Raw genomic sequence first — 20,229 nt, 5'->3', positions numbered from 1 at the left:
AGCGATTTTAACAAACAAAGGTCCACAATGACTAATCAGCTATTGCTGATTAGTCATTGTCTTTTCGTACGTTAAACCAAAACCGTATTCAAACAAGGGATCGTAATTTTTATCACCGACATTAATTGGAATTTGTTGCAAGGTGCGAGGCCAGCTTACGCTTAATTTTCCGCCCATCGCGTGCTCGCCAAATAACACATCGGCTACACCTGCACCTTCAGTGCCCGGTAACCAGGCTGCAACCAATGCATCCCAGTCACCAATCTGATCGGCAATCAATAAAGGACGACCTGAGATCAGGATCACTAACATAGGTACACCCGATGCTTTAACCCGTTTCAAGGTTTCAACTTGTTCAGGTTTTAAAGTTAGCGGCTGACAGTACTGACAAGGTGGCACATTATAATCGCCCCAACCTTCGGCATAAGGATCTTCGCCTACTACCACAATGGCCACATCATGACCTTTAGCGCCGCTACCATCTTCGCTAAATGTCACATTGCTGGCCTGCTGCTTTATACCTGCAAGAATCGTGGTGCCCTGATTATTGGATTGTTTTTCACCCTGCCACTGAATACTCCAGCCACCCGACTGCAAACCAATATTATTAGCATGGCTGCCCGCCACAAAAATACTGGCATCCTTTTTAAACGGTAGCAGATTGTTGTCATTTTTGAGCATGACCAGTGATTCAGCCACCGCTTCACGGGCAACGGCGCGGTGTTCATCAGTGCCTACTGCTAATTCAGCAGGTACTGAACGATCTGCCGAATAGGGGCGTTCAAACAACCCCAGTTTGTATTTTTGCGTGAGGATACGGCGCACAGCATCATCGATGCGGCTGATTGGCACCTCACCGTCATTAACGGCGGCAGTTAAATCCTGGATAAATTCTTTCCAGAACTCAGGCTCCATCGCCATATCAAGGCCAGCATTGATTGAACGTACAATACGTTCACGGTTGGTTTCGCCCCGTACTTCTTCAATCGCCTGCCAGTCGGATACCACAAAGCCGTCAAAGCCTAATTCACCTTTTAGTATCTCGTTGTTTAAATGGGTGTTTTCATGCATTTTCACACCATTAACGCTGCTATAGGAAAACATCACAGAACCAACATGTTGTTCAAAGGCTGGCAAATACGGGGCTATATGAATATTACGCAATTCGTCCATGCTAACGCGGGTATCACCGCGATCGATAATGTATTCGTGATCACCAGTACCGTAGGTGGTGCCACCGTCACCTACCCAGTGTTTGGCGGTAGCTAACATCTGGCCAGTAGCCTGACTGCCATGCACATAGAGGCCTGCATAAGATTCACCGATTTCAGGTTGCTCGCCGTAACATTCATACGCCCTGCCCCAGCGTTCATCCCGTGACACACATAATGCAGGACCAAAATTCCAGTGCACGCCAAAGGCAGTGGTTTCAGCTGCGGTGATACGGCCGATTTGTTCCATCAGCTGTGGATTACGCATTGCTCCCAAACCCACATTATGCGGGAACAGGGTAGTATTCTTACCGTTACCATGACCATGTACCGCATCGGTACCATAGATAAACGGTATGCCTAAACGGGTAGAAAGCGCGGCATGCTGATAGGCATCGATCATTTCGCGCCAGTCTTGTGGGGTATTATTGCCCGGTACCGAACCACCACCGTTTAAAATCGAACCAAGAAAATAGTCTTTGACGTCTTGTGGTGTGGCATGATTACGCTCAGCCTGAGTCATCTGGCCGATTTTTTCTGCCAGCGACATTTTGCTGATTAAAGCGTCAACTTTTTGTGCAATGGTTGGTTGGTTTGCTAACCCGGCCATTTTCTCAGCATGCTGCTTAATCACAGCAAGAGTTGACTTATCAGTGTCAAACACCGAATTTAAGCCCTGTGGTTCATGTGGTGGATCGGCTAAAAAGGCATCGCCAGTTTGCCAAACAGAGTCTTCACGATTATTCCGTGCTTCACCACTCCATGCCCAAAAATTACTGCCACCAATATTGGCGCCAGCTTTAGCAGCCTGATACCAGTACTGATATAAATCGCTAAAAAATTTATCACGCCAGTTAGTACCTGCAGCAGGTTTAAATGAACCACCGTCACGCTCAAGGCCAAACTCTTCCATCACAACCGGTTTGTTAAGCTGTGCAGCAAACTGGATATGTTTGGCTGCATAGTCTTTGGCTTTTTGTAACGCCTGGTCGTAGCTTGTGTCCGGTGACTTGATATCAATCCAGCCCCAGTTTTTCGGCCAAACATGGAAAGTAATGTAGTCCACCGATGGCAACATATGCGCTTTAAGGTAGATGCTGTCATCATTCCATGAGCCCATAATCCCCTCGCTTCCCGTGGTTACCAGCTGTTTAGGGGCAAGTTGGTGAATCAGCTTAGCCGTGTTATCAATCCAGTTAATATAGTGACTTACATTAGCAACATCCGATGCATCCGCTCCTGGACGAGGTTCATTGGCTAATTCCCAGCTCATGATGGTGGGATCATTTTTGTAAGTCACGCCACTTATGGTGTTTTGGCGCTCAATCACCTGGCGAATTACACTTTGATATTGTTGCTGTGCTTTCTCCAGTGAATAGAAACCCGCGGCATTTTTGATAAATCCACTCCAGTCACCCGTTACGTCAGGATCAAATACCGACTGATTGGAATTCCACGCCACGTATTGCGCCATACCACCTGACCATTGCCAGAAATTGTTTAATACCAAAACCGCTTTCATATCGCGTTTGGCCATTTCGGCTAACAGAAAATCCAGCCCTTCCAGCAAATAAGGTTGAAGCTGCCCCGGAGACGATTGCACGGCTGGTGAAAGTGCACGCGTTAACTGACTGGATTCAGATACCGCCAAAATACGAAGATTAGAAATACCATTGGCTTTTAAGGCATCCAGCTCTCTGATGAGCTGCTTCCGGTCACCCGGCTTTTGCGCCGCCCCCAACAAGGCAGCCTGCCAAAAATTAGCCCCGGCAAAATAATAGGGCTTGCCCTGCAAGGTCAGCTTTCCTGCATCAACTTTAACAAACGCTCTCTCACTTGCTTGCGTGCTTTTAGTTTGCCCCTGAGAAATGGCCTTATCGGCCTGACTACATGCCGTTAACAAATGCAACAACAGGATTGCAGCCACTACCAGTCTGTTTTTTATCTTCATAGATTTGAGCCTGTTAGCTGTTTTTTAACACAATAAATTCCGCAGTATAGGGGATAAGCATTTCATATGTAATCGTTTTCTATCATAAATCTAAAGGGTTCAGAAATTTTCATCAACTTTTATATCGGTGCACAAATTTTTTTATATTGCTGCAGCCTTTGTTTTTGCTGAAGTAGAAAAAGGTTTGAATGTAAACGTTTGTAAAAATCAAATGAAAACGTTTGTATAATGTTTTATTTTTGTTAAAAATAGCAATCTGAAAACGCATTTTTACAACATTACATTAACAAGGTTGTCGTTAGAATCGTTTTCAGAGTAGCCAGAACGATTGTTTTTTGTGCAAGCAGCAAACACAAATATACCGGCTACTGACGTCGACCAAATAATTACATGTATTGATAGCTGCAGGAGACCAGTGATCAATTGATACATGTAGTTGCAGTTTTGGATCATTCAAAAAGACAAGACGGACAACAACAAATGAAAAAACATCAGACATTTAACAAATCGATATTGTCCACCAGTATCTCTTTGTTACTGGGCAGCGCTGTACTGACCCCAGCAATAGCTCAGGATGCAAATGGACAAAATGCAGACGACGTTGAAGTTATTCAGGTACGCGGTATCCGCGGCAGCCTGGAAGCGTCAACAGCCATTAAACGTGAATCCATGGGTGTGGTTGACGCCATTTCCTCTGAAGATATTGGTAAATTCCCGGACACTAACTTAGCGGAATCATTGCAGCGTATTACCGGTGTATCCATTAGCCGTACTAACGGTGAAGGTTCAGAAGTGACAGTGCGTGGTTTTGGTGCAGGCAACAACATGGTCACTTTGAATGGCCGCGTAATGCCTGCGGCGACCACCTATGGTGCTGGTAGTGGTGCTGACGGTACGACGCGTGGTGGTAGCACCCGTGCGTTTGATTTTGCAAACCTGGCCTCGGAAGGGATTAAAGGCGTTGAGGTTTACAAAACAGGTAAAGCTAATATTGCAACCGGTGGTATTGGTGCAACTATTAACGTTATCACCGCCAAGCCATTGGATCGTGATGGGCTGGTAGCATCGGCGAGCGTGAAAGCAGTTAATGACACCACTAATCGCACCGGCGATGATATTACACCAGAAGTTGCTGGCCTGATTAGTTTTGCCAATGATGATTCCACTTTGGGTGTGAGTTTAACCGCCAGTCATCAGGAACGTGATTCAGGTTATACCGGTGCAACCGTAAACGACTGGAATGTGGATTACTGGGATGATTTGGCCGATGCAGACCGTTTATGGAACACCACCGCAGCGGAATACCGTAATGCCCCTGACCAGGGCCAGCTATACGCACGTCCTAATGATATTCGTTACGCGTTTTCTAATACAGAACGTACCCGTGACAATGCACAGTTAACCGTACAGTTCCGCCCACAGGATGATTTTACAGCGACAGTAGATTACACCTTCGCTGAAAATCAAATTCAGGAACATCGTGGTGAAATCACTAACTGGGTTCAAACTGGTAGCAATACCAAGGTTGTCGAATTTGACAACAACGCCGTAAAAGTACCTATCTACATGATGGAAGATTATTCACCAGGTGCAGTAGATGAAGGTTACGAGCAACAATGGCGTGAACAAACCAATACCCTTAAATCACTCGGTTTAAATCTGGATTATCGTGTAAATGATAATTTAAGTTTTGTATTGGATGCCCATGATTCAGAAATGTACAGCCGCGGTACCGGTCCCCGTAACACAGGTGAACTGGCGGTTGGTTTAGGTGCGCCTATTGTTCAATCTCGTGAATGGTGGTTCGGTGGTGATTTACCCACCTATCTCAATGTATATAACGATGCCACACCGGGCAAAGGGGCCAATGTCAATGGTCAGGTTGATCCGTTAGATGTGGGTTCATCCATTGCTCGTTTGCGTAATGCCGGTCAGAAGACCGAAATCACCCAGGTTAAACTGGATGGTAAATACGAGTTTGATGACGGCCGCTTTGATTTTGGTATCGAAACCCGCTCGATGGAATCTCATACCTTCCAGACTGCAGGTAACAACATTGCTTTGGGTAACTGGAACGTTGGTCATCCGGGCGAATTTGGCGATCTTATTCAGCCTTTCGATTTACCTAACGAATTTGATGATTACGACACACGTGCAGGCGGTTATGGCTTTATTGCCGATCCGGTCGCAATTTATGACGCGGCATTACAAATCCCTCGTTATGCTGATAGACCCACCGAGTCTGAATCGGCATTATCAACCGATAATCTGGTAAAAGAAGATACCATGGCGGCTTATTTCCAGGTTGCTTTGATGGGCGAAATCGGTGGAATGGAGTTTGATGTTTTAGCCGGTCTTCGTTATGAAGAAACGGATCTTGATTCCAGCTCATTAGTGAATACTACTTATTTTAACTGGGAAGACAATAACGATATCATCGCCTATGTAGATGGCAGCATACCGCCAGAACCAGCATCTGCAACGGCTAAATACGACAATATGCTGCCAAGCCTCGACTTTACGTTGCATATTAGTGATGAGTTAATCAGCCGTTTCTCATTCAGCAAAACCATTTCGCGTGCTGGACTGGGTAGCCTGGGTGTATCAGCATCCAACTTTGGTGGTGGCGGTGGTTCAACCTTGTTAGGTGCGCAGCCTACTGCAGACGCTTCTAACCCGGGATTGTTGCCACTTGAATCCTCTAACTTTGATTTGTCACTGGAATACTATTACACACCATACAGCTATGCGTCTGTGGGTTTATTCCAGAAAAACGTTATTAACTTCATTGGTAACAAACAAGTTGACCAGACCTTGCTGGGTATTCGAGACGTCACTTCAGGTCCCCGGGCACTGGCTGCAGCTCAGGCTGTACAGGATGCTGGCTTCCCACTGGATGATACTTATTTGTATGCCATGATGGTGTTCCGTGAGTATCAAACCCATCCGGATATGATTGCTGAATACGGTGCTAACCCTCAGTTTACTGGCACACAGGAACAAATTGACTTCCTGGCTAACCATAATGGTTTCGATTTACAAGCCAATGGTGACGATCCGTTAGTAACCTTCCGTACCAGTACACCGGATAACAACCGTGAAGCCAAGCTGTATGGTGCTGAATTAGCCGTACAACATTTCTTTGGTGAAACTGGATTTGGTGTATCAGCCAACTACACCTTGGTACGTGGAGATGTGGGCTTTAATAACGAAGCGAATCCAAATGATTCACAGTTTGCCCTGATCGGTTTGAGTGATACAGCTAACCTGGTTGCCATGTATGAAAAAGACGGCATTCAGGCACGTATTGCCTACAACTGGCGTGATGAGTATTTGGCAGAAGTTAACAAAGGTGGTTCAAATAACCCGCGTTATGTAGAAGCCTATCACCAGATTGATGTAAACGTGAGCTATGACATCAGCGAAGATCTGACCATCTTTGCAGAAGGTCTGAACATCACAGGTGAAAACAGCCGCTCTCACGCACGTAATGAAGCCATGATGTGGTACCTGACCGATTTAGGTGCTCGCTATCAGGTGGGTGCACGTTACGTGTTCTAAGGTTCAGACATTAGGTTTGACAAAAACAATAGAAGCCGCTTTCGAGCGGCTTTTATTTCCGCAATTTTAATTACCTAACTGTCTGTGGTTAAATAAAATTTAACTAAAACGGTGGCACAAAAGCCACCTTATGAAATGAGCAGTGTGTTATGTCTCAAACAGTTTTACTTAATAATATCCAACATCAGAGTACCCGGGTTATTGCTTCATTTAGTGCTGAGTTAGGTGATGCGGTTGCCAGTGTTCAGGTATTTCCAACTGAATTTATTGAATTACAAAAAGAGTATGCAATTTTATTTCGTAAAGATGCCGACTCAAACCAGTTTCAGGCCACGGTATTACTTGGCACCGAACAAAACGAAAATGTGTATTTAGATGCCACTCATCCAAGTGGCTGGGCAGCATTTTATGTGCCGGCCAGTGTGGCACGTGGTCCCTTTATGATTGGTTATCAAACTCAGCAGGAACAAGGCGAAGCCGTCAAAACACCGGTTGTACATATCGATATGCAACACCCTAAAGTAAATGAACAGCAAGGTGCAGAATTGTTTCTCGAACAGGGAGGCAACAGCCCCTATCTACAGCACATATCTAAACTACTGGAGGTTTTGCACCAGGGTATTCAAATGCAATCCGCCATGTTCACGGCATTTGAAAGCTGTGGACTTATCGAGCCGGTTAATATTAATTTTGAACTTAAATCAGGTGAGAAACGCTCCCTGGTTGGTAATTACACCATTAATGAAAACGCTCTGCGCAATTTGTCTGCTGAACAATTACAACAATTAAATCAGCAGGGATTTTTATCTTTGGCTTACGCTGTTGTTGCTTCAACCAGTAATATTGGCAAATTAATTGAACGCAAAAATAACCAGGACAGCCAGACAGGCGAGTAACATGACAGTTAAAATCAGTCGCCAGACACCGGTCATCAACAATTTACCACCGGGAAAAATTCCAAAAGAGGCCATTAATGGTCAATCTCCGGTAATTTTGAAAGGTGTGGTAAAACACTGGCCTCTGGTCATGCTAGGCAAACAGTCTAGTCGCAAAGTCGTCGATTATTTAACGCCCTACTATAATGGAAAACCTTCGTTTGCTTATGTAGGTGGAAGCGATATTAAAGGACGTTTTTTTTATAACGAAGACGCAACACAGCTCAATTATCAATCTGAACAAGTACAGGTTGATGCCTTCTTAGAACGTTTGATTGAGGTGGAAGATCAGCCTAATCCCCCTTCGTTATATATTGCCTCAAATGTGATTGATACCCATTTTCCTGGTTTGCGGGAACACAATGATTTAACCATTCCCCGCCCCCAAAGCGATATTCCGCTGGAATCCAACCGGGTTAGCATCTGGATTGGTAACAAAACCACAGCTTGTGCTCATTATGATGCCTCAGATAATCTGGCCTGCTGCATTATGGGCAAACGCCGCTTTACCTTGTTCCCTCCCAGTCAGGTGGAAAACCTGTATCCCGGCCCACTGCATTTAACCCCGGGTGGGCAGGCATTGAGCATGGTGGACTTTGACAATCCGGATTTTGACAAATATCCCAACTTTAAAATCGCTCTGGATCATGCCGAAATAGCAAAACTGGAACCGGGTGACGTACTGTATTTACCCTCCATGTGGTGGCATCAGGTCGAAGGACTGGCAAACTTTAACGTTCTGGTAAATTACTGGTGGAGCGAGTCACCTCTTTATTGTGGAGCAGCAATGAATGTGTTGTATCACGCCATGTTAAGTATGCGACATAAACCGGAACACGAAAAACGTGCATGGAAACATTTGTTTGATTACTACATTTTTGATAACACCGGCAAGGCCGCAGCGCATTTACCCGAACAGGCTCAGGGGTATCTGGGTGAACTCGACCCACAAAAAGCACGCAGTCTGCGTGCCATGTTACTTAATAAACTCAACCGTTAACGATTAAGGTCCGCGTGGATATGCAACAAGCTGTAAAAAAAATAGTGATAGCCGGTGGTGGTACCGCGGGCTGGGTCGCGGCGGCAGCATTAAGTAAAAAGCTTAGTCCTTTGGTTGATGTCACGCTTATTGAATCTGAAGCAATCGGCACCGTGGGTGTTGGAGAAGCCACCATTCCCCCGATGCGTGTATTTCACTCCCTGCTCGGTATCGATGAACAGGAATTCATGCGCGCGACTGAAGCTACCTTCAAACTGGGTATTTCGTTTGAAAATTGGGGTAAACAAGGTGAATCTTACATTCACCCCTTCGGCACCACCGGGCAAAGTAGCTATCTGGCTGAGTTTCAGCATTTTTGGTTACATGGTCAAACCCGCGGTATTACTGCACCTTACAGCGATTATTGTTTAGAGTTAAAAGCTGCAGAACAACATAAATTTGCCATAGATAAAGCGGGAAAAATCAATTTTGCCTACCATCTTGATGCAGGTAAATATGCACTGTTTTTGCGACAGTTCAGTGAAAAACTGGGGGTTAAACGCATTGAAGGTCAGATAGAACATGTGACACAACACCCAAGTGGCGATATTAAATCGCTGCAACTGGCAAACGGACAGACAATTGATGGCGATTTGTTTATTGATTGCACTGGTTTTAAAGGCCTGTTAATCGAACAAACCCTGAAGACGGGTTATCAGGATTGGTCGCATTGGTTACCCTGTGATACCGCCGTTGCCGTGCAAACTGAATTTGATCCGGTCATGTTACCTTATACCCGTGCGATCGCCCATCAGAGTGGGTGGCAGTGGCGGATTCCTCTTCAACATCGTACCGGCAATGGTCTGGTTTTTTGTAGTCAATATATGCAGGAAACCGAGGCCGAAAAACTGCTGCTAGCTAATCTCGATCAGGCGCCGATCAATCATCCACGTTTTATCCGTTATAAAACCGGGCGCAGAAAACAATTCTGGAACAAAAACTGTCTGGCGCTGGGTCTATCCAGCGGATTTGTTGAGCCACTGGAGTCAACCAGCATTTATTTGTTTATGAATGGCATTATTCGTTTAATGCGCATGTTTCCTTTCAATGGCATTACCCAGTCGGTAGTGGATGAATATAATCAGCAATCAACAGAAGAGCTGGAAAATGTGCGTGATTTTATTATTTTGCACTATCACGTGACTCAAAGAGATGACAGTGAGTTCTGGCGTTATTGTCGTAATATGAAGATCCCTGATTCGCTGGCACACCGAATTGAGTTGTTCAAAGAGCAGGGGCATGCGTTTCAGAACGAACGAGAGTTATTCCGCCTGGAGTCCTGGACACACGTAATGTTAGGACAAGGCATTTATCCTCAGTCATGGCACCAAATATTCAGCACCATGACGGATCAGGAATTGAGTCAGTACTTAAATAACATGCGTGATAGTATTATGACCGTTGCGGATAAAATGCCACTGCACCGTGATTTTATAAAGCAGTATTGCGCTGCACCAGCAATGAGCTAAATCCAGAATGCAATTATCAATCAGCGACGAATGCAAAGTAAGCCGATTACACTACGGTGACGAAAATTTGCCCATGCTGGTATTTGATAATTTTATTGCGCAAGCCCCCGCCATGATCGAAGATGCGGCAAGTTGTCACTTTGAAGCTAATTCCCCCTTTTATCCGGGAATAAGGGCGAAAGCACCCATGCAATTTGCCCAACTATTGTTGCAACAAGTTAGCCAGCATCAGGATCATTTTTGGGGTGAGCAGCAACTTAAACTGGGCTTATCCGTTTGCCATTATTCGCTGGTCACCACACCACCCAACCAGCTCAAACTGCTGCAACGCATTCCGCATTTTGATGCAGTGGAACCTCAGACGTTGGCGGCGGTATTTTATTTATTCCATGATAATCAGGGCGGCACCGCCTTTTACCGGCATCGAAAGACCGGTTACGAATTTATCGACGAATCGCGCCGAATTGAATACTTTCAGTCTCTTGAAAGTGAAAACGGCACAGACAATATTCCTAAAGCCAGCGATGGTTACATTAATGGTGATACGGCCTTGTTTGAGCAAATACATCACCAACCCGGTCTATTCAACCGTATGATTGTGTACCGCAGAAACTGTTTACATTCAGGCGTCATTCCTGCTCACAGTAATTTCAGTGCAGATCCACGTAATGGACGCCTGAGTATCAGTAGTTTTATCGACCCCCACCAATAAAAACGCTCTGGCAGACAATTTACTGCCTACACTTGGTACATCCAAAAACAAACTTGCATGCCTGACATAAAACGCCAGGTTAACCGGTCTGTTAAGCATGACTTACTCAAAGAGTTCCCTATGCGTTATTTGGTTATTGTTTTTCTGATAGTGTTTAATTTTAAGACTTTCGCTCAGCAAACATTACATTTTCAATCAGGCGAAGAGCAGGTCCAATTGCTGGAACTATATTCGTCACAAGGTTGCAGTAGTTGTCCACCGGCAGAAATCTGGCTAAGCCGCCTGAAACATAGTCCTGTATTGTGGGATAAAGTTGTACCCGCAGTGTTTCATGTTGATTACTGGAATGACCTTGGCTGGCGCGATCCATTTTCATCGGCCGATTATTCAAAGCGCCAACGTACTTTTGCCGAGCAAGGCCTGAGCAGTGCGGTATACACTCCGGGATTTTTCATCAACGGCCGGGAGTGGCGCGGCTGGTTTAATGGCAAGTCATTGCCAATTGACGAACAGCCAGCCGGGATATTGTCTGTCACCTTTGAAAATAACGACGTCAGTGTCAGTTACAGTCAGGCAGATACTAATCAGGATGTACATATCGCGTTACTTGGCCTAAATGCCAGTACCAAAGTAGATGCAGGAGAAAATCACGGTCGTTCTCTGGTAGAAGACTTTGTGGTCCTTAAACACGTTAAGTACTTGTTATCCTCTCAGGGAGAAACCAGTGGCCACTGGCAGTTACCGCCAATTCCACAACAAGTTGGCTCACTGGCCATTGCGGTGTGGGTAACCAGCGCCAACAGTTTGTTGCCATTACAGGCTACCGGAGGACAGATTCCGGATGGATATTTCAACGGGTAATTAAAGTAGTCAGGTTGATGAGATAGCTCAGGGGTACAATCTGAGGATGCCACTTTTAGCCCGCCAATCAGCGACAATCCAGATCTGCTCAAAAGGATGTGTGATGGGTATCTCTATAAACTCCCGTTGAGCCATAATTTGCCCGGCGTCCCAGGCCGGATGTGCGTTACGCAGAACCAACCATACACGTTTGGTGTGATAATGCTTTTTTGATTTATTTAATAAAATACGATTTAACGCCGTGAGTAATCTTTTATCTGGCGTACAGGAACATTCGAGTTCGCGTAACGCTTCGCGGGTAGCACGAGACAACTCGCGCCCCAGAATTTTCATCGCTTCCTTTTCACTGCCGTACAGATGGGCAATTTCTAAATCGAGTTTTTTACCATCCAACAAACAGGATGCATCGGGTTTACTGGGTTTGTTATGCCACAAATGGCGTATTGGCGTTCCTGTGGTTTTTTCATAGGCGCGCATAAAAAGTTTGGCTGCCTGATGTTCAAGTTCCAGCTTTTCCTGCTCACTCGTGCGTGCCTGCACATAGTTCTCCTTTATGATTCTGCAGTTTCCAGCGCCTGTTGTTGCTCCATCTTACGATATTGTAAAAGGTCGGATTCAAAGCGGGCTAAGCAGAGTAAATCTTCCAGCTTCTCAAAAACATCATCCAGTTGGTCGGCATTGTTTAATGTCACTGATACGGCTTTAACCGACAATAAACTTAACGTGCTTTTATGAGATTCGAGTTCAATGTCCAGTACATCTTCACATAAACGCTCTGCTTGCAATTCATCGGTTTTAGGACAATAGAGCAAACACTGGTTAGTATTGCGGTAACTAATTAACTGGTCTTTTTCCAGAAGCATACTGTAACGATAAAACAATTCCAGTAACGCCTGCTCTGCAACAGTATTACCATATTGTGCCTGTAAGGTCTCCAGGCCGCTGATATCAACCAGTGCCAGCGATAGTGGAAAAACATCCTGCTGTTTTTCATTCTCAATATCTTCAAATAAGCGATTAATCACACGACGATTAGGTAACAAGGTGATGGGATCAATCATCGACAATTCTTCACAGTACAGGGACAGCTTTTTAACATCCTGCCAACGGCGGTAGGAAAAGATGCCAAACAAAATTGCGATAATAAAAGACGCCCCTATTAACTCATCTATTTCAAACTGCTCATGTTGATGGGCGAATTCAACCATATATTCAAGGACATCAAACGAGGCAAAAACCAGAAAAGATAAAATAAAGGCGACCGTCAGTACTTTGAGATCGGCAATCGCTCGAGAGCGAGCTTTGGATTTTAGTGAATCTAACATCATTCCCCCCTATGCGAGCAGCCTGATTCGCATAATTGTTCACCCAACAATATCAGCATCATGTTGCAACATCGGTGACAAAAACAGGGAGTACTCCTTACTCCACTGTTAATTAAGAGTGATAAACCGCGTTTTAGCCAGAAATAAGCTGTAAAAATTTGTTATCGAACATTTTTTAGCCATTAGAACGAAAAAACACCCATAAAATCAATGTTTCCAGAGCGTTAATTCGGGGACTATGCCTGAGCTTGAGATTTAGAGGGACGTTACCTGTGATTGACTCGCTTGCTCAATTCCATCATTGCGCGACCATTATGATAAGGACCTTTCCATAATCCGGCTTTATATGTTTGTTGTTGGATATTTTGAGCATTTTTACCAAACCAAAACCATTCGCCAAATTGCAAGTCAAAGTGATGTTGGTAACAGTAATGCCATGCAGACTCACTCAGTTGTCGGTAATATTTGTCACCGCTGATCTGATACGCATTATAAAAACCAACCATGGCCTCGGCTTGCACCCACCACACACTCTGATCACTTTTATGTCCATTACTGAACTCAAGCAATTCGGCAAACTTACCTTCATCAGTAATCGCACAGCGCGCACAGTTTTTTGCCAGATTAAGCACAAGCGGTTTAATTTGTTCGGTCAGTTCATTATCATCAACACTTTGCAGTGCATCCCACAATAACCAACTGCATTCAATATCATGACCATAAGAGTTTGCCTGACTGGCGTCATGCCAGTGCATATCAAAAAACATGCGTAAACTGCTGCCGTCTGCATTAATAAAATGGCGCACAAACAGGTCTATACATTTTACCAGGGCCTGGCGATAACGAGGCTGTGGCAACACGTTATGTAACGCTGTGTACGCCTCAAGTAAATGCAAATGGGTATTAAGTGATTTAGGGTGATTTTTTTCTTTTTCACTCAGGCGCATATCATCGATATGTTGCCAGTTGCGGGTACAGGCTTCGATATATCCACCATAAAGTGGGTCGCGGCAATGCTCTTCAATCAATTCAAAATAATCAATGGCGAGTTCAAGGGCGTGCTGTTCGCCAGTTAATCTGTAGTAGGCACACAGAGCGTAAATCGCAAAGCACTGGCCATAGGTCTGTTTTTTATTATCGGCGACCTGTCCTTTATAATTTAATAACCAGTAGGCACCACCTTGCTCAGCATCATCAAAATAGCGTTCAAAATATTGCCACGCACGTTGTGCCATCAGTTTATAGTCATTGCGATGTAAGCTATTTGCTGCTTCGCTAAAAAACCACAAAATTCGCGCGTTTAATACCAAGCCTTTATCTGCATTAAACTGAAAACAACCATCATTATCAAATTGTCCACCAAATCCGCCATGTTCAAGGTCAGGCATATGGCTGCACCACCAGTCACCAATACGGGTTAATTCATGCTGAAAACTGTGAAATGCAAACACGGAATTTGGCATCGCCGCTTCCCCCCTCCCTGAAAACGCTAAGACAATTTCAATCAGAATAAATACGCAAAGATCGATGCTAAATCAAAGCAATTACAGTGTCATATCAAATGTACGTATAAAAGGTATAGATTTTCAGTACTTTATAGCAAAAAACATATCCAGTATGATCCCTCCTTCCAAAACAGATTTTATTTAGGACAAAGGAATTGCATGGCTATTTCTGCGGAATTAACGGCGGCTACCGCGCGCTTTAAACACTGGATGGTTGAGCAAGCGCTGCCACTTTGGAGCACCGTTGGGATTGATCCCACCACAGGTGGTGTTTTCGAACGACTAAACGCCGATGGTACACCAGATAACGCGTGTAACAAACGTGTACGCGTGCAAAGCCGACAACAGTTTGTATTCGCTTATGCTGCGCATCAGGGATGGATGCAAAATGCCAAAGAGGTGAATCAGGGCATTGAAAATTTTATGGAAAAATTTGCCAGCCGCCCTGATTTACCTGGGATTTATATGCATTTGCTGGATGCGGATAATCAGGTTATCGACGCCAGACAAGATTTATACGACATTGCGTTTTTCTTACTCGCCAGTGCCTATCAGTATCAATTAACCAATGAAAACCATTATTTAGAACGTGCCAACCACATTCTTAAGTACATAAACACACATTTCAAACAAGCGCCGGGTGGCTGGACAGAAGGTGATTATGCCTATCAGGAACGCCGCCAAAATCCACATATGCACTTGTTTGAAGCCTTTCTGGCGCTTTACGAAATAACAAATGACGGAAAATGGCTGGCAAAGGCCGGTGAAATTTACTGTTTATTTGAAACGCGTTTTTATGATCATGATAAACAAATTTTGCTCGAATTTTTCCAGCAGGACTGGCAGCCAGTGTCAAATGATCGTGGTGAACTAAGCGAACCAGGTCATATGATGGAATGGGTATGGTTATTACGTAAGTACCAACAATTTACCCAAACTCCGGTTGATACCATTTGCACCAGCCTTTATGAAAAAACGCTGGCGATAGGTCGTGATGAGCAATCGGGGCTGTTATTTGATGAAACCACACTGGATGGCAAGGTCACTAAACCCACCAAGCGCTTATGGCCCATCACCGAATTAATTAAAGCTAACATTGCCCAGGCACAAGCTGGCGATAAATCCTATGAAGAAAAAGCCGCAGATGCGATTAATCTGCTGTTTAAATATTATATTTCAGACACAGTCAAAGGTGCCTACGTCGATCAATTAGATGAGAATAATCAGGTATGTATGGATATGGCACCCGCTAGTACTTTATATCACCTGATGTTAGCCTGTGCGGAAGCCGTAAGGTATTGTAATCAGGCCAGATAAGCCAGGAGGCACAGATGAGAAAATTTGGGTGGAGCTTAGGACTGTTTTTAATGACTTTTTTTACACAAGCCAACGCCTCGGTTCAACTCGCTGCGCTTTTTAATGATCATATGGTGTTGCAGCGTGACAAGCAGCTGCACTTCTGGGGAACGGCCAGTCCCAATCAATCTGTTACTCTAAGTTTTAACCACCAATCTGCCACTGTAAATGCCGATGCAAAGGGTAACTGGAAGTTAACATTACCCGCAATGCCCAAGGGTGGACCATTCCAGCTTGAATTGCTTGGTGAACGCCGACAGTTAATTAAAGATGTGTATCTGGGCGACGTATGGATAGCCGGTGGCCAGTCGAATATGGAATGGAAACTCGACTGGGGCATAGATGATTTAAATAAAGAGTTAGAGGACAGCAACTACCCTCTTATTCGTTTTTTTGAGGTACCTAATACTCAGGCAGCGTCACCGCAATCAATGATTCCAGAGTCACAGTGGAAAATGGCTTCACGCGACACGGTGGGAAATTATTCTGCGGTAGCATGGTTTTTCGCCAAACTGTTACATAAACAACAGGATGTGGCGGTGGGAATTATTGATTCCAATTGGGGTGGTACACCTGCCGAAGCCTGGGTTGATGCCAGAAAATTAGTTGATATACCGGCCTATCAGGCATTGGCTCAAAAAACCTTAAATAACAAAGACTGGCCGCAAATACTGCAAGACAATGAGCAAGCAGAACAACTTAAATTTTCACGCATTGGTGATACCCAGCTGGCTACAAACATTCTTAAGCAAAGCAACGACAAGCAATGGCGAACCCTTCAATTACCCAATAAACAGCCACTTAACGATTTTGTGTGGATTAAGAGATCGGTTGAACTCGATCAGCTTCCAAACTCACCTGTAACATTAAATATGGGCGAACTGGTGCAGGAAGCGCTGGTATTTATAAACGGAAAGTTGCTCGCACAAAAAAGCTGGAATCAAGCCGATGCATTGTTTGAATTACCCGCCAATGCATTTCAGCCAGGTGCAAATACGATCGCATTACGTGTTGTCAATTCCTGGGATAACAATGTAATGCTGGGTAAAGACCAACAAATGTGGCTACAAATTGCCGAAAACAAAATAGATTTACAAGGCGAATGGCTGTTTTCCAATACATTAGAAGCGCCGATGCCCAAAGTAACGCGTTATAACTGGCTACCTGGCTTTTTATACAACGCGATGATTTATCCTGTTTTACCCTATGCCATCAAAGGCGTAATCTGGTATCAGGGCGAAAATAACGTAGCTCAACATCAGGATTATCACGCCGTATTCAGTGCCTTAATTAAAAACTGGCGTGAACGAGCCAACGACCCCGGCTTACCCTTTTTGTTTGTACAACTGGCTGCGTATTTACCGCATAAAGCGCTGCAACCCAAAAGCGAATGGGCCTATTTACGCGATGCACAAAAACAAACGCTGGCGCTGGATAATACCGGTATGGCGGTCACTATTGATATTGGTAACCAACAGGATATTCATCCGCGCAATAAACAAGACGTCGGTATGCGTTTATGGTTACAGGCACAGAATATCGCTTATGGGTTATCAACCATCGCCAGCGGACCTGCCTATAAAGCCATGCATAATCAAGGCAACAGTATAAAACTCGAATTTGATTTTGCAGAGGGGCTGGGCAGTAAAGATAATACTGACATCAAAGGTTTTATCATCGCAGGAGAAGACCGTCAGTTTTACCCCGCTACTGCCAGAGTTGAGAACGGCTATATAGTCGTTAACAGTAACAAAGTGCCTAACCCGGTTGCCGTGCGTTATGCCTGGGCTGATTATCCCGAGGTGAATTTAGTCAACACACAAGGTTTACCCGCCGTACCATTTCGCACCGACAACTGGCCAGCCGATCAAATAAAGTAATTTAACTGCTTTTCCATTTTGCCAGCGCATCACGCGCTGAGCAGAATGCCAATTGGTTAAGTTCCAGCTCGTGTTTGCTCAGCCATTTCACGCCAGACACTTCGCTTTGCTGCAAGGTTAATTGTGGTTTGCTCGCTAACTCAACCACATAATAAAAATCCTGAGTGTGGTAATTAATTTCAGCGTAAAGATACTCATTGGCCCAGCTACCAAAATATTGAAGTTGATGAATATCCACTTTTACCCCAACTTCTTCATCAATTTCACGGCAAAGTGCCTGTTCAGCACTTTCAAAGGGATCGACAAAACCACCGGGCACGCCCAATAAACCTTTGCCGGGATTTTTAGCGCGTTCAACCAGCAGTAATTTGTCATCACATATCATCAAGGCGCCTACGGCAGTCGCGACATTGTGATAATAAATATAACCACAACTGCCACATTTATATTGCTTGATATCCAGTTTACTCAGGCTTTGCTCACCACATCCTGGGCAGTACGCCGCTGTTTTTTTATCTGACGGTAAAATAATTTAACCCCTTTTGCCTTGATGAAACGTTTTACTCATGACCCTCAACAAAAAGGAGCATGATATGCAGGCTAATCCTACCCTAAGCTTCAATCCTAATGCTATCGGCAAAGCCCTTGGTTTTACTTTGATTGCGACCCTGATGACGTTTGCCTTGTTCTGGTTAATGCAGTATTTAATTCGTTTTGACGGCCAGATGGTTGAAGAGCCCGCTAAAACAGTATTTATCGATCCGGTATTTAACCGGGAGGACTCGGTACCCAATGTGCGCAAAATACTGCCTCCACCACCCAAAACTGTCACGCCACCAAAACCACAGGTGATTCCGGAGGCTGAGCCGGATTCAGGTGGAGGTACACCCAGTTATGTACCTGATTACAAAGTAAATACTGGCTCCGATTTAACCTTGCCTACTTTAATCCCCGGAGAAGGACTGGCAACCCCCATTGTAAGGGTAGAGCCCAATTATCCAATAGATGCACTGCGCAATGGTGTATCGGGATATGTCACTCTTCGTTTCGATATCAGTGAGAGTGGTACGGTGCAGAATATTCAAATCACCGATGCAGAACCCAAACGCGTTTTTGATCGTGAAGCCCGTCGAGCACTGGCTAAATGGAAATACAAACCCAGAGTTGAAAACGGAGTGGCCTTAACTCAGCCAAATCAAAAAATCATGTTAACCTTTGATTTGCAAAAATAATTAGGGCGCGTTGATTTTATGGCGATAACGCTTGCGATCAAAAACTGGTTCCAGCAGCAGCTTAGCCCGGATGAGCTGATGCTGGAATATCTGAGCAGTCACGATAATCGTGCGCTGGAGAGGTTGTACAACAGTTGCGCCGATGACCTGTATCATTTTGTGCTTAGCAACGCTAATCCTCATATCGCTGCCGATGTTTGTCAAAAAACCTGGTTAAAAGTCATTGATAACAAAGAACAATATCGCCCAACGGTCAGTTCAAAGCCTGGTTATTTACCATGGCACGTCATACCTTGATTGATGAATTACGTAAACAAAAAAACCATCAACATGAAGCAATCGAACAATTAGCCGCGCCATATAATCAGGCTGAAGACAGCCTGCTCAATCAATTCAATCTGGCCTTACAACAACTGCCATTTGAGCAAAAAGAAGCCTTTGTCTTACAGCAAGAAAGTTTCAGTCTGCAGCAAATTGCAGATATTACTCACACAGAAATCGAAACGGTTAAAAGTCGCCTGCGTTACGCCAAAAACAGCTTAAGTCAGCAACTGGAGAGCTACCATGACTGAGCGTAATCAGGACCAGCTAAACCAGCTTTACGAACAACGTAAACAGCAATATAAAAGCCCGTCTGCAATAAAGTCGCATTTACTGGCCAAAAATAAGGCGCGTAACAAACCAACCCGAAGTAGTAATCTAATCAACTGGACATTCGGTGTTACAGCTTTAAGTGCGTTACTGGTGTTATTTCAATATATGCAACTGAATCAACACCAGGCTCAACCTCTGCAAATCACCAGAGTGCAAGTTCACAGCCTGCATCAGGAAAGCAATAACACCAACAACAACTCTGTGTCACAACAGGGTAAGGTGCAACTAGCGCAAAATTATGCCCGTTTTTTAAAAAGCCAGGAATTGTTGGTGGCTCATCATCAGGCCGCTGCCACGCTACTCAATAATCAGGATGGTTGGCGCTTACAAACCTGCGATAAACAATTAGTTGAGATAACCCAGCCTTTAGTGGAAGCCATGGAAGCACAAGGTCGATTTGAGCAGCATTTAAATAATGGCCAAATGGTACTGATCGACTTTGATCAACAAGGCCATATTGTTGCGATAAACGCCACGACAAAACATCAGTGCTGATGACACCAGTCCGACGTAACTAACCCAGCAGTTAAATCAAGCA

General features: G+C 44.6%; 17 protein-coding genes. 12 read left to right on the top strand and 5 right to left on the bottom strand.

The features are described from left to right. Nucleotides 1–39: 39 nt before the first annotated feature. A complete protein-coding gene (locus H8B19_RS09925) occupies nucleotides 40–3,162 on the bottom strand; it encodes a glycoside hydrolase family 3 N-terminal domain-containing protein (RefSeq protein WP_186506668.1) in 3,123 nt (1,040 codons plus the stop codon). Nucleotides 3,163–3,642: 480 nt separating this feature from the next. Here H8B19_RS09925 and H8B19_RS09920 point away from each other — a divergent pair, with 480 nt between their 5' ends. The 6 genes from H8B19_RS09920 (at nucleotide 3,643) to H8B19_RS09895 (ending at nucleotide 11,739) form a co-directional block, all read left to right on the top strand. Next, the gene (locus H8B19_RS09920; protein ID WP_186506667.1) at nucleotides 3,643–6,723 is read left to right on the top strand and encodes a TonB-dependent receptor; all 3,081 of its coding nucleotides are present in this window, start codon (nucleotides 3,643–3,645) and stop codon (nucleotides 6,721–6,723) included. 149 nt (nucleotides 6,724–6,872) lie between these two features. After that, nucleotides 6,873–7,619: a SapC family protein gene (locus H8B19_RS09915; RefSeq protein ID WP_186506666.1), complete on the top strand. Its 747-nt coding sequence runs from the start codon at nucleotides 6,873–6,875 to the stop codon at nucleotides 7,617–7,619. A 1-nt stretch (nucleotide 7,620) separates the two neighbouring features. Beyond that, complete coding sequence (locus H8B19_RS09910; RefSeq protein ID WP_186506665.1) at nucleotides 7,621–8,658, top strand: cupin-like domain-containing protein; 1,038 nt, start codon at nucleotides 7,621–7,623, stop codon at nucleotides 8,656–8,658. Nucleotides 8,659–8,678: 20 nt separating this feature from the next. Continuing rightward, on the top strand, nucleotides 8,679–10,166 hold the full coding sequence (locus H8B19_RS09905; RefSeq protein WP_186506664.1) for a tryptophan halogenase family protein: 1,488 nt from the start codon (nucleotides 8,679–8,681) through the stop codon (nucleotides 10,164–10,166). 7 nt (nucleotides 10,167–10,173) lie between these two features. Beyond that, the gene (locus H8B19_RS09900; protein WP_186506663.1) at nucleotides 10,174–10,878 is read left to right on the top strand and encodes a DUF6445 family protein; all 705 of its coding nucleotides are present in this window, start codon (nucleotides 10,174–10,176) and stop codon (nucleotides 10,876–10,878) included. 57 nt (nucleotides 10,879–10,935) lie between these two features. Then, a complete protein-coding gene (locus tag H8B19_RS09895; protein ID WP_186506662.1) occupies nucleotides 10,936–11,739 on the top strand; it encodes a DUF1223 domain-containing protein in 804 nt (267 codons plus the stop codon). A 27-nt stretch (nucleotides 11,740–11,766) separates the two neighbouring features. Here the strand turns inward: H8B19_RS09895 and H8B19_RS09890 are convergent, their stop codons facing one another. From H8B19_RS09890 to H8B19_RS09880, 3 genes are all read right to left on the bottom strand, one after another. Beyond that, the gene (locus H8B19_RS09890) at nucleotides 11,767–12,279 is read right to left on the bottom strand and encodes a hypothetical protein (RefSeq protein ID WP_186506661.1); all 513 of its coding nucleotides are present in this window, start codon (nucleotides 12,277–12,279) and stop codon (nucleotides 11,767–11,769) included. An 11-nt stretch (nucleotides 12,280–12,290) separates the two neighbouring features. Then, the gene (locus H8B19_RS09885) at nucleotides 12,291–13,064 is read right to left on the bottom strand and encodes a GGDEF domain-containing protein (protein ID WP_186506660.1); all 774 of its coding nucleotides are present in this window, start codon (nucleotides 13,062–13,064) and stop codon (nucleotides 12,291–12,293) included. Nucleotides 13,065–13,330: 266 nt separating this feature from the next. Next, complete coding sequence (locus H8B19_RS09880; RefSeq protein ID WP_186506659.1) at nucleotides 13,331–14,527, bottom strand: AGE family epimerase/isomerase; 1,197 nt, start codon at nucleotides 14,525–14,527, stop codon at nucleotides 13,331–13,333. Between the two features lie 201 nt (nucleotides 14,528–14,728). On the opposite strand from H8B19_RS09880, the gene H8B19_RS09875 reads away from it, so the two are divergent. Both H8B19_RS09875 and H8B19_RS09870 read left to right on the top strand, forming a co-directional pair. Then, the gene (locus H8B19_RS09875) at nucleotides 14,729–15,886 is read left to right on the top strand and encodes an AGE family epimerase/isomerase (protein WP_186506658.1); all 1,158 of its coding nucleotides are present in this window, start codon (nucleotides 14,729–14,731) and stop codon (nucleotides 15,884–15,886) included. 14 nt (nucleotides 15,887–15,900) lie between these two features. Beyond that, nucleotides 15,901–17,805 carry a sialate O-acetylesterase gene (locus tag H8B19_RS09870; RefSeq protein ID WP_186506657.1) on the top strand — a complete coding sequence of 635 codons (1,905 nt, stop codon included), beginning with the start codon at nucleotides 15,901–15,903 and terminating at the stop codon, nucleotides 17,803–17,805. Nucleotide 17,806: 1 nt separating this feature from the next. Here H8B19_RS09870 and H8B19_RS09865 read toward each other — a convergent pair whose 3' ends face one another. Next, complete coding sequence (locus H8B19_RS09865; protein WP_338401517.1) at nucleotides 17,807–18,229, bottom strand: NUDIX hydrolase; 423 nt, start codon at nucleotides 18,227–18,229, stop codon at nucleotides 17,807–17,809. 169 nt (nucleotides 18,230–18,398) lie between these two features. Here H8B19_RS09865 and H8B19_RS09860 point away from each other — a divergent pair, with 169 nt between their 5' ends. Genes H8B19_RS09860 through H8B19_RS09850 form a run of 4 tightly spaced genes read left to right on the top strand, consistent with a single transcriptional unit; the run spans nucleotide 18,399 to nucleotide 20,186 of the window. Continuing rightward, the gene (locus tag H8B19_RS09860) at nucleotides 18,399–19,037 is read left to right on the top strand and encodes an energy transducer TonB (RefSeq protein ID WP_186506655.1); all 639 of its coding nucleotides are present in this window, start codon (nucleotides 18,399–18,401) and stop codon (nucleotides 19,035–19,037) included. Between the two features lie 18 nt (nucleotides 19,038–19,055). Further along, the gene (locus H8B19_RS18985) at nucleotides 19,056–19,334 is read left to right on the top strand and encodes a hypothetical protein (RefSeq protein ID WP_241737553.1); all 279 of its coding nucleotides are present in this window, start codon (nucleotides 19,056–19,058) and stop codon (nucleotides 19,332–19,334) included. Further along, nucleotides 19,316–19,609, top strand: a complete 294-nt coding sequence (locus tag H8B19_RS18980; protein WP_241737552.1) for a sigma factor-like helix-turn-helix DNA-binding protein — start codon at nucleotides 19,316–19,318, stop codon at nucleotides 19,607–19,609. Before H8B19_RS18985 ends, H8B19_RS18980 begins: the two co-directional genes overlap by 19 nt. Beyond that, nucleotides 19,602–20,186: a hypothetical protein gene (locus H8B19_RS09850; RefSeq protein ID WP_186506654.1), complete on the top strand. Its 585-nt coding sequence runs from the start codon at nucleotides 19,602–19,604 to the stop codon at nucleotides 20,184–20,186. Before H8B19_RS18980 ends, H8B19_RS09850 begins: the two co-directional genes overlap by 8 nt. The last annotated feature ends 43 nt before the right edge of the window (nucleotides 20,187–20,229 follow it).

The sequence above is a fragment of the Neptunicella marina genome, assembly GCF_014270035.1.
GTDB classification, from domain to species: domain Bacteria; phylum Pseudomonadota; class Gammaproteobacteria; order Enterobacterales; family Alteromonadaceae; genus Neptunicella; species Neptunicella marina.
Note: the sequence above shows the minus strand (reverse complement) of the source record. Positions and strands in the feature narration are given on the sequence as shown.

What these genes read in the sequence shown, in the direction of transcription:
- H8B19_RS09925 (WP_186506668.1), bottom strand. Translation starts at nt 3,162, where the DNA reads ATGAAGATAAAAAACAGACTGGTAGTGGCTGCAATCCTGTTGTTGCAT.
- H8B19_RS09920 (WP_186506667.1), top strand. Translation starts at nt 3,643, where the DNA reads ATGAAAAAACATCAGACATTTAACAAATCGATATTGTCCACCAGTATC.
- H8B19_RS09915 (WP_186506666.1), top strand. Translation starts at nt 6,873, where the DNA reads ATGTCTCAAACAGTTTTACTTAATAATATCCAACATCAGAGTACCCGG.
- H8B19_RS09910 (WP_186506665.1), top strand. Translation starts at nt 7,621, where the DNA reads ATGACAGTTAAAATCAGTCGCCAGACACCGGTCATCAACAATTTACCA.
- H8B19_RS09905 (WP_186506664.1), top strand. Translation starts at nt 8,679, where the DNA reads ATGCAACAAGCTGTAAAAAAAATAGTGATAGCCGGTGGTGGTACCGCG.
- H8B19_RS09900 (WP_186506663.1), top strand. Translation starts at nt 10,174, where the DNA reads ATGCAATTATCAATCAGCGACGAATGCAAAGTAAGCCGATTACACTAC.
- H8B19_RS09895 (WP_186506662.1), top strand. Translation starts at nt 10,936, where the DNA reads ATGCCTGACATAAAACGCCAGGTTAACCGGTCTGTTAAGCATGACTTA.
- H8B19_RS09885 (WP_186506660.1), bottom strand. Translation starts at nt 13,064, where the DNA reads ATGTTAGATTCACTAAAATCCAAAGCTCGCTCTCGAGCGATTGCCGAT.
- H8B19_RS09880 (WP_186506659.1), bottom strand. Translation starts at nt 14,527, where the DNA reads ATGCCAAATTCCGTGTTTGCATTTCACAGTTTTCAGCATGAATTAACC.
- H8B19_RS09875 (WP_186506658.1), top strand. Translation starts at nt 14,729, where the DNA reads ATGGCTATTTCTGCGGAATTAACGGCGGCTACCGCGCGCTTTAAACAC.
- H8B19_RS09870 (WP_186506657.1), top strand. Translation starts at nt 15,901, where the DNA reads ATGAGAAAATTTGGGTGGAGCTTAGGACTGTTTTTAATGACTTTTTTT.
- H8B19_RS09860 (WP_186506655.1), top strand. Translation starts at nt 18,399, where the DNA reads ATGCAGGCTAATCCTACCCTAAGCTTCAATCCTAATGCTATCGGCAAA.
- H8B19_RS18985 (WP_241737553.1), top strand. Translation starts at nt 19,056, where the DNA reads ATGGCGATAACGCTTGCGATCAAAAACTGGTTCCAGCAGCAGCTTAGC.
- H8B19_RS18980 (WP_241737552.1), top strand. Translation starts at nt 19,316, where the DNA reads ATGGCACGTCATACCTTGATTGATGAATTACGTAAACAAAAAAACCAT.
- H8B19_RS09850 (WP_186506654.1), top strand. Translation starts at nt 19,602, where the DNA reads ATGACTGAGCGTAATCAGGACCAGCTAAACCAGCTTTACGAACAACGT.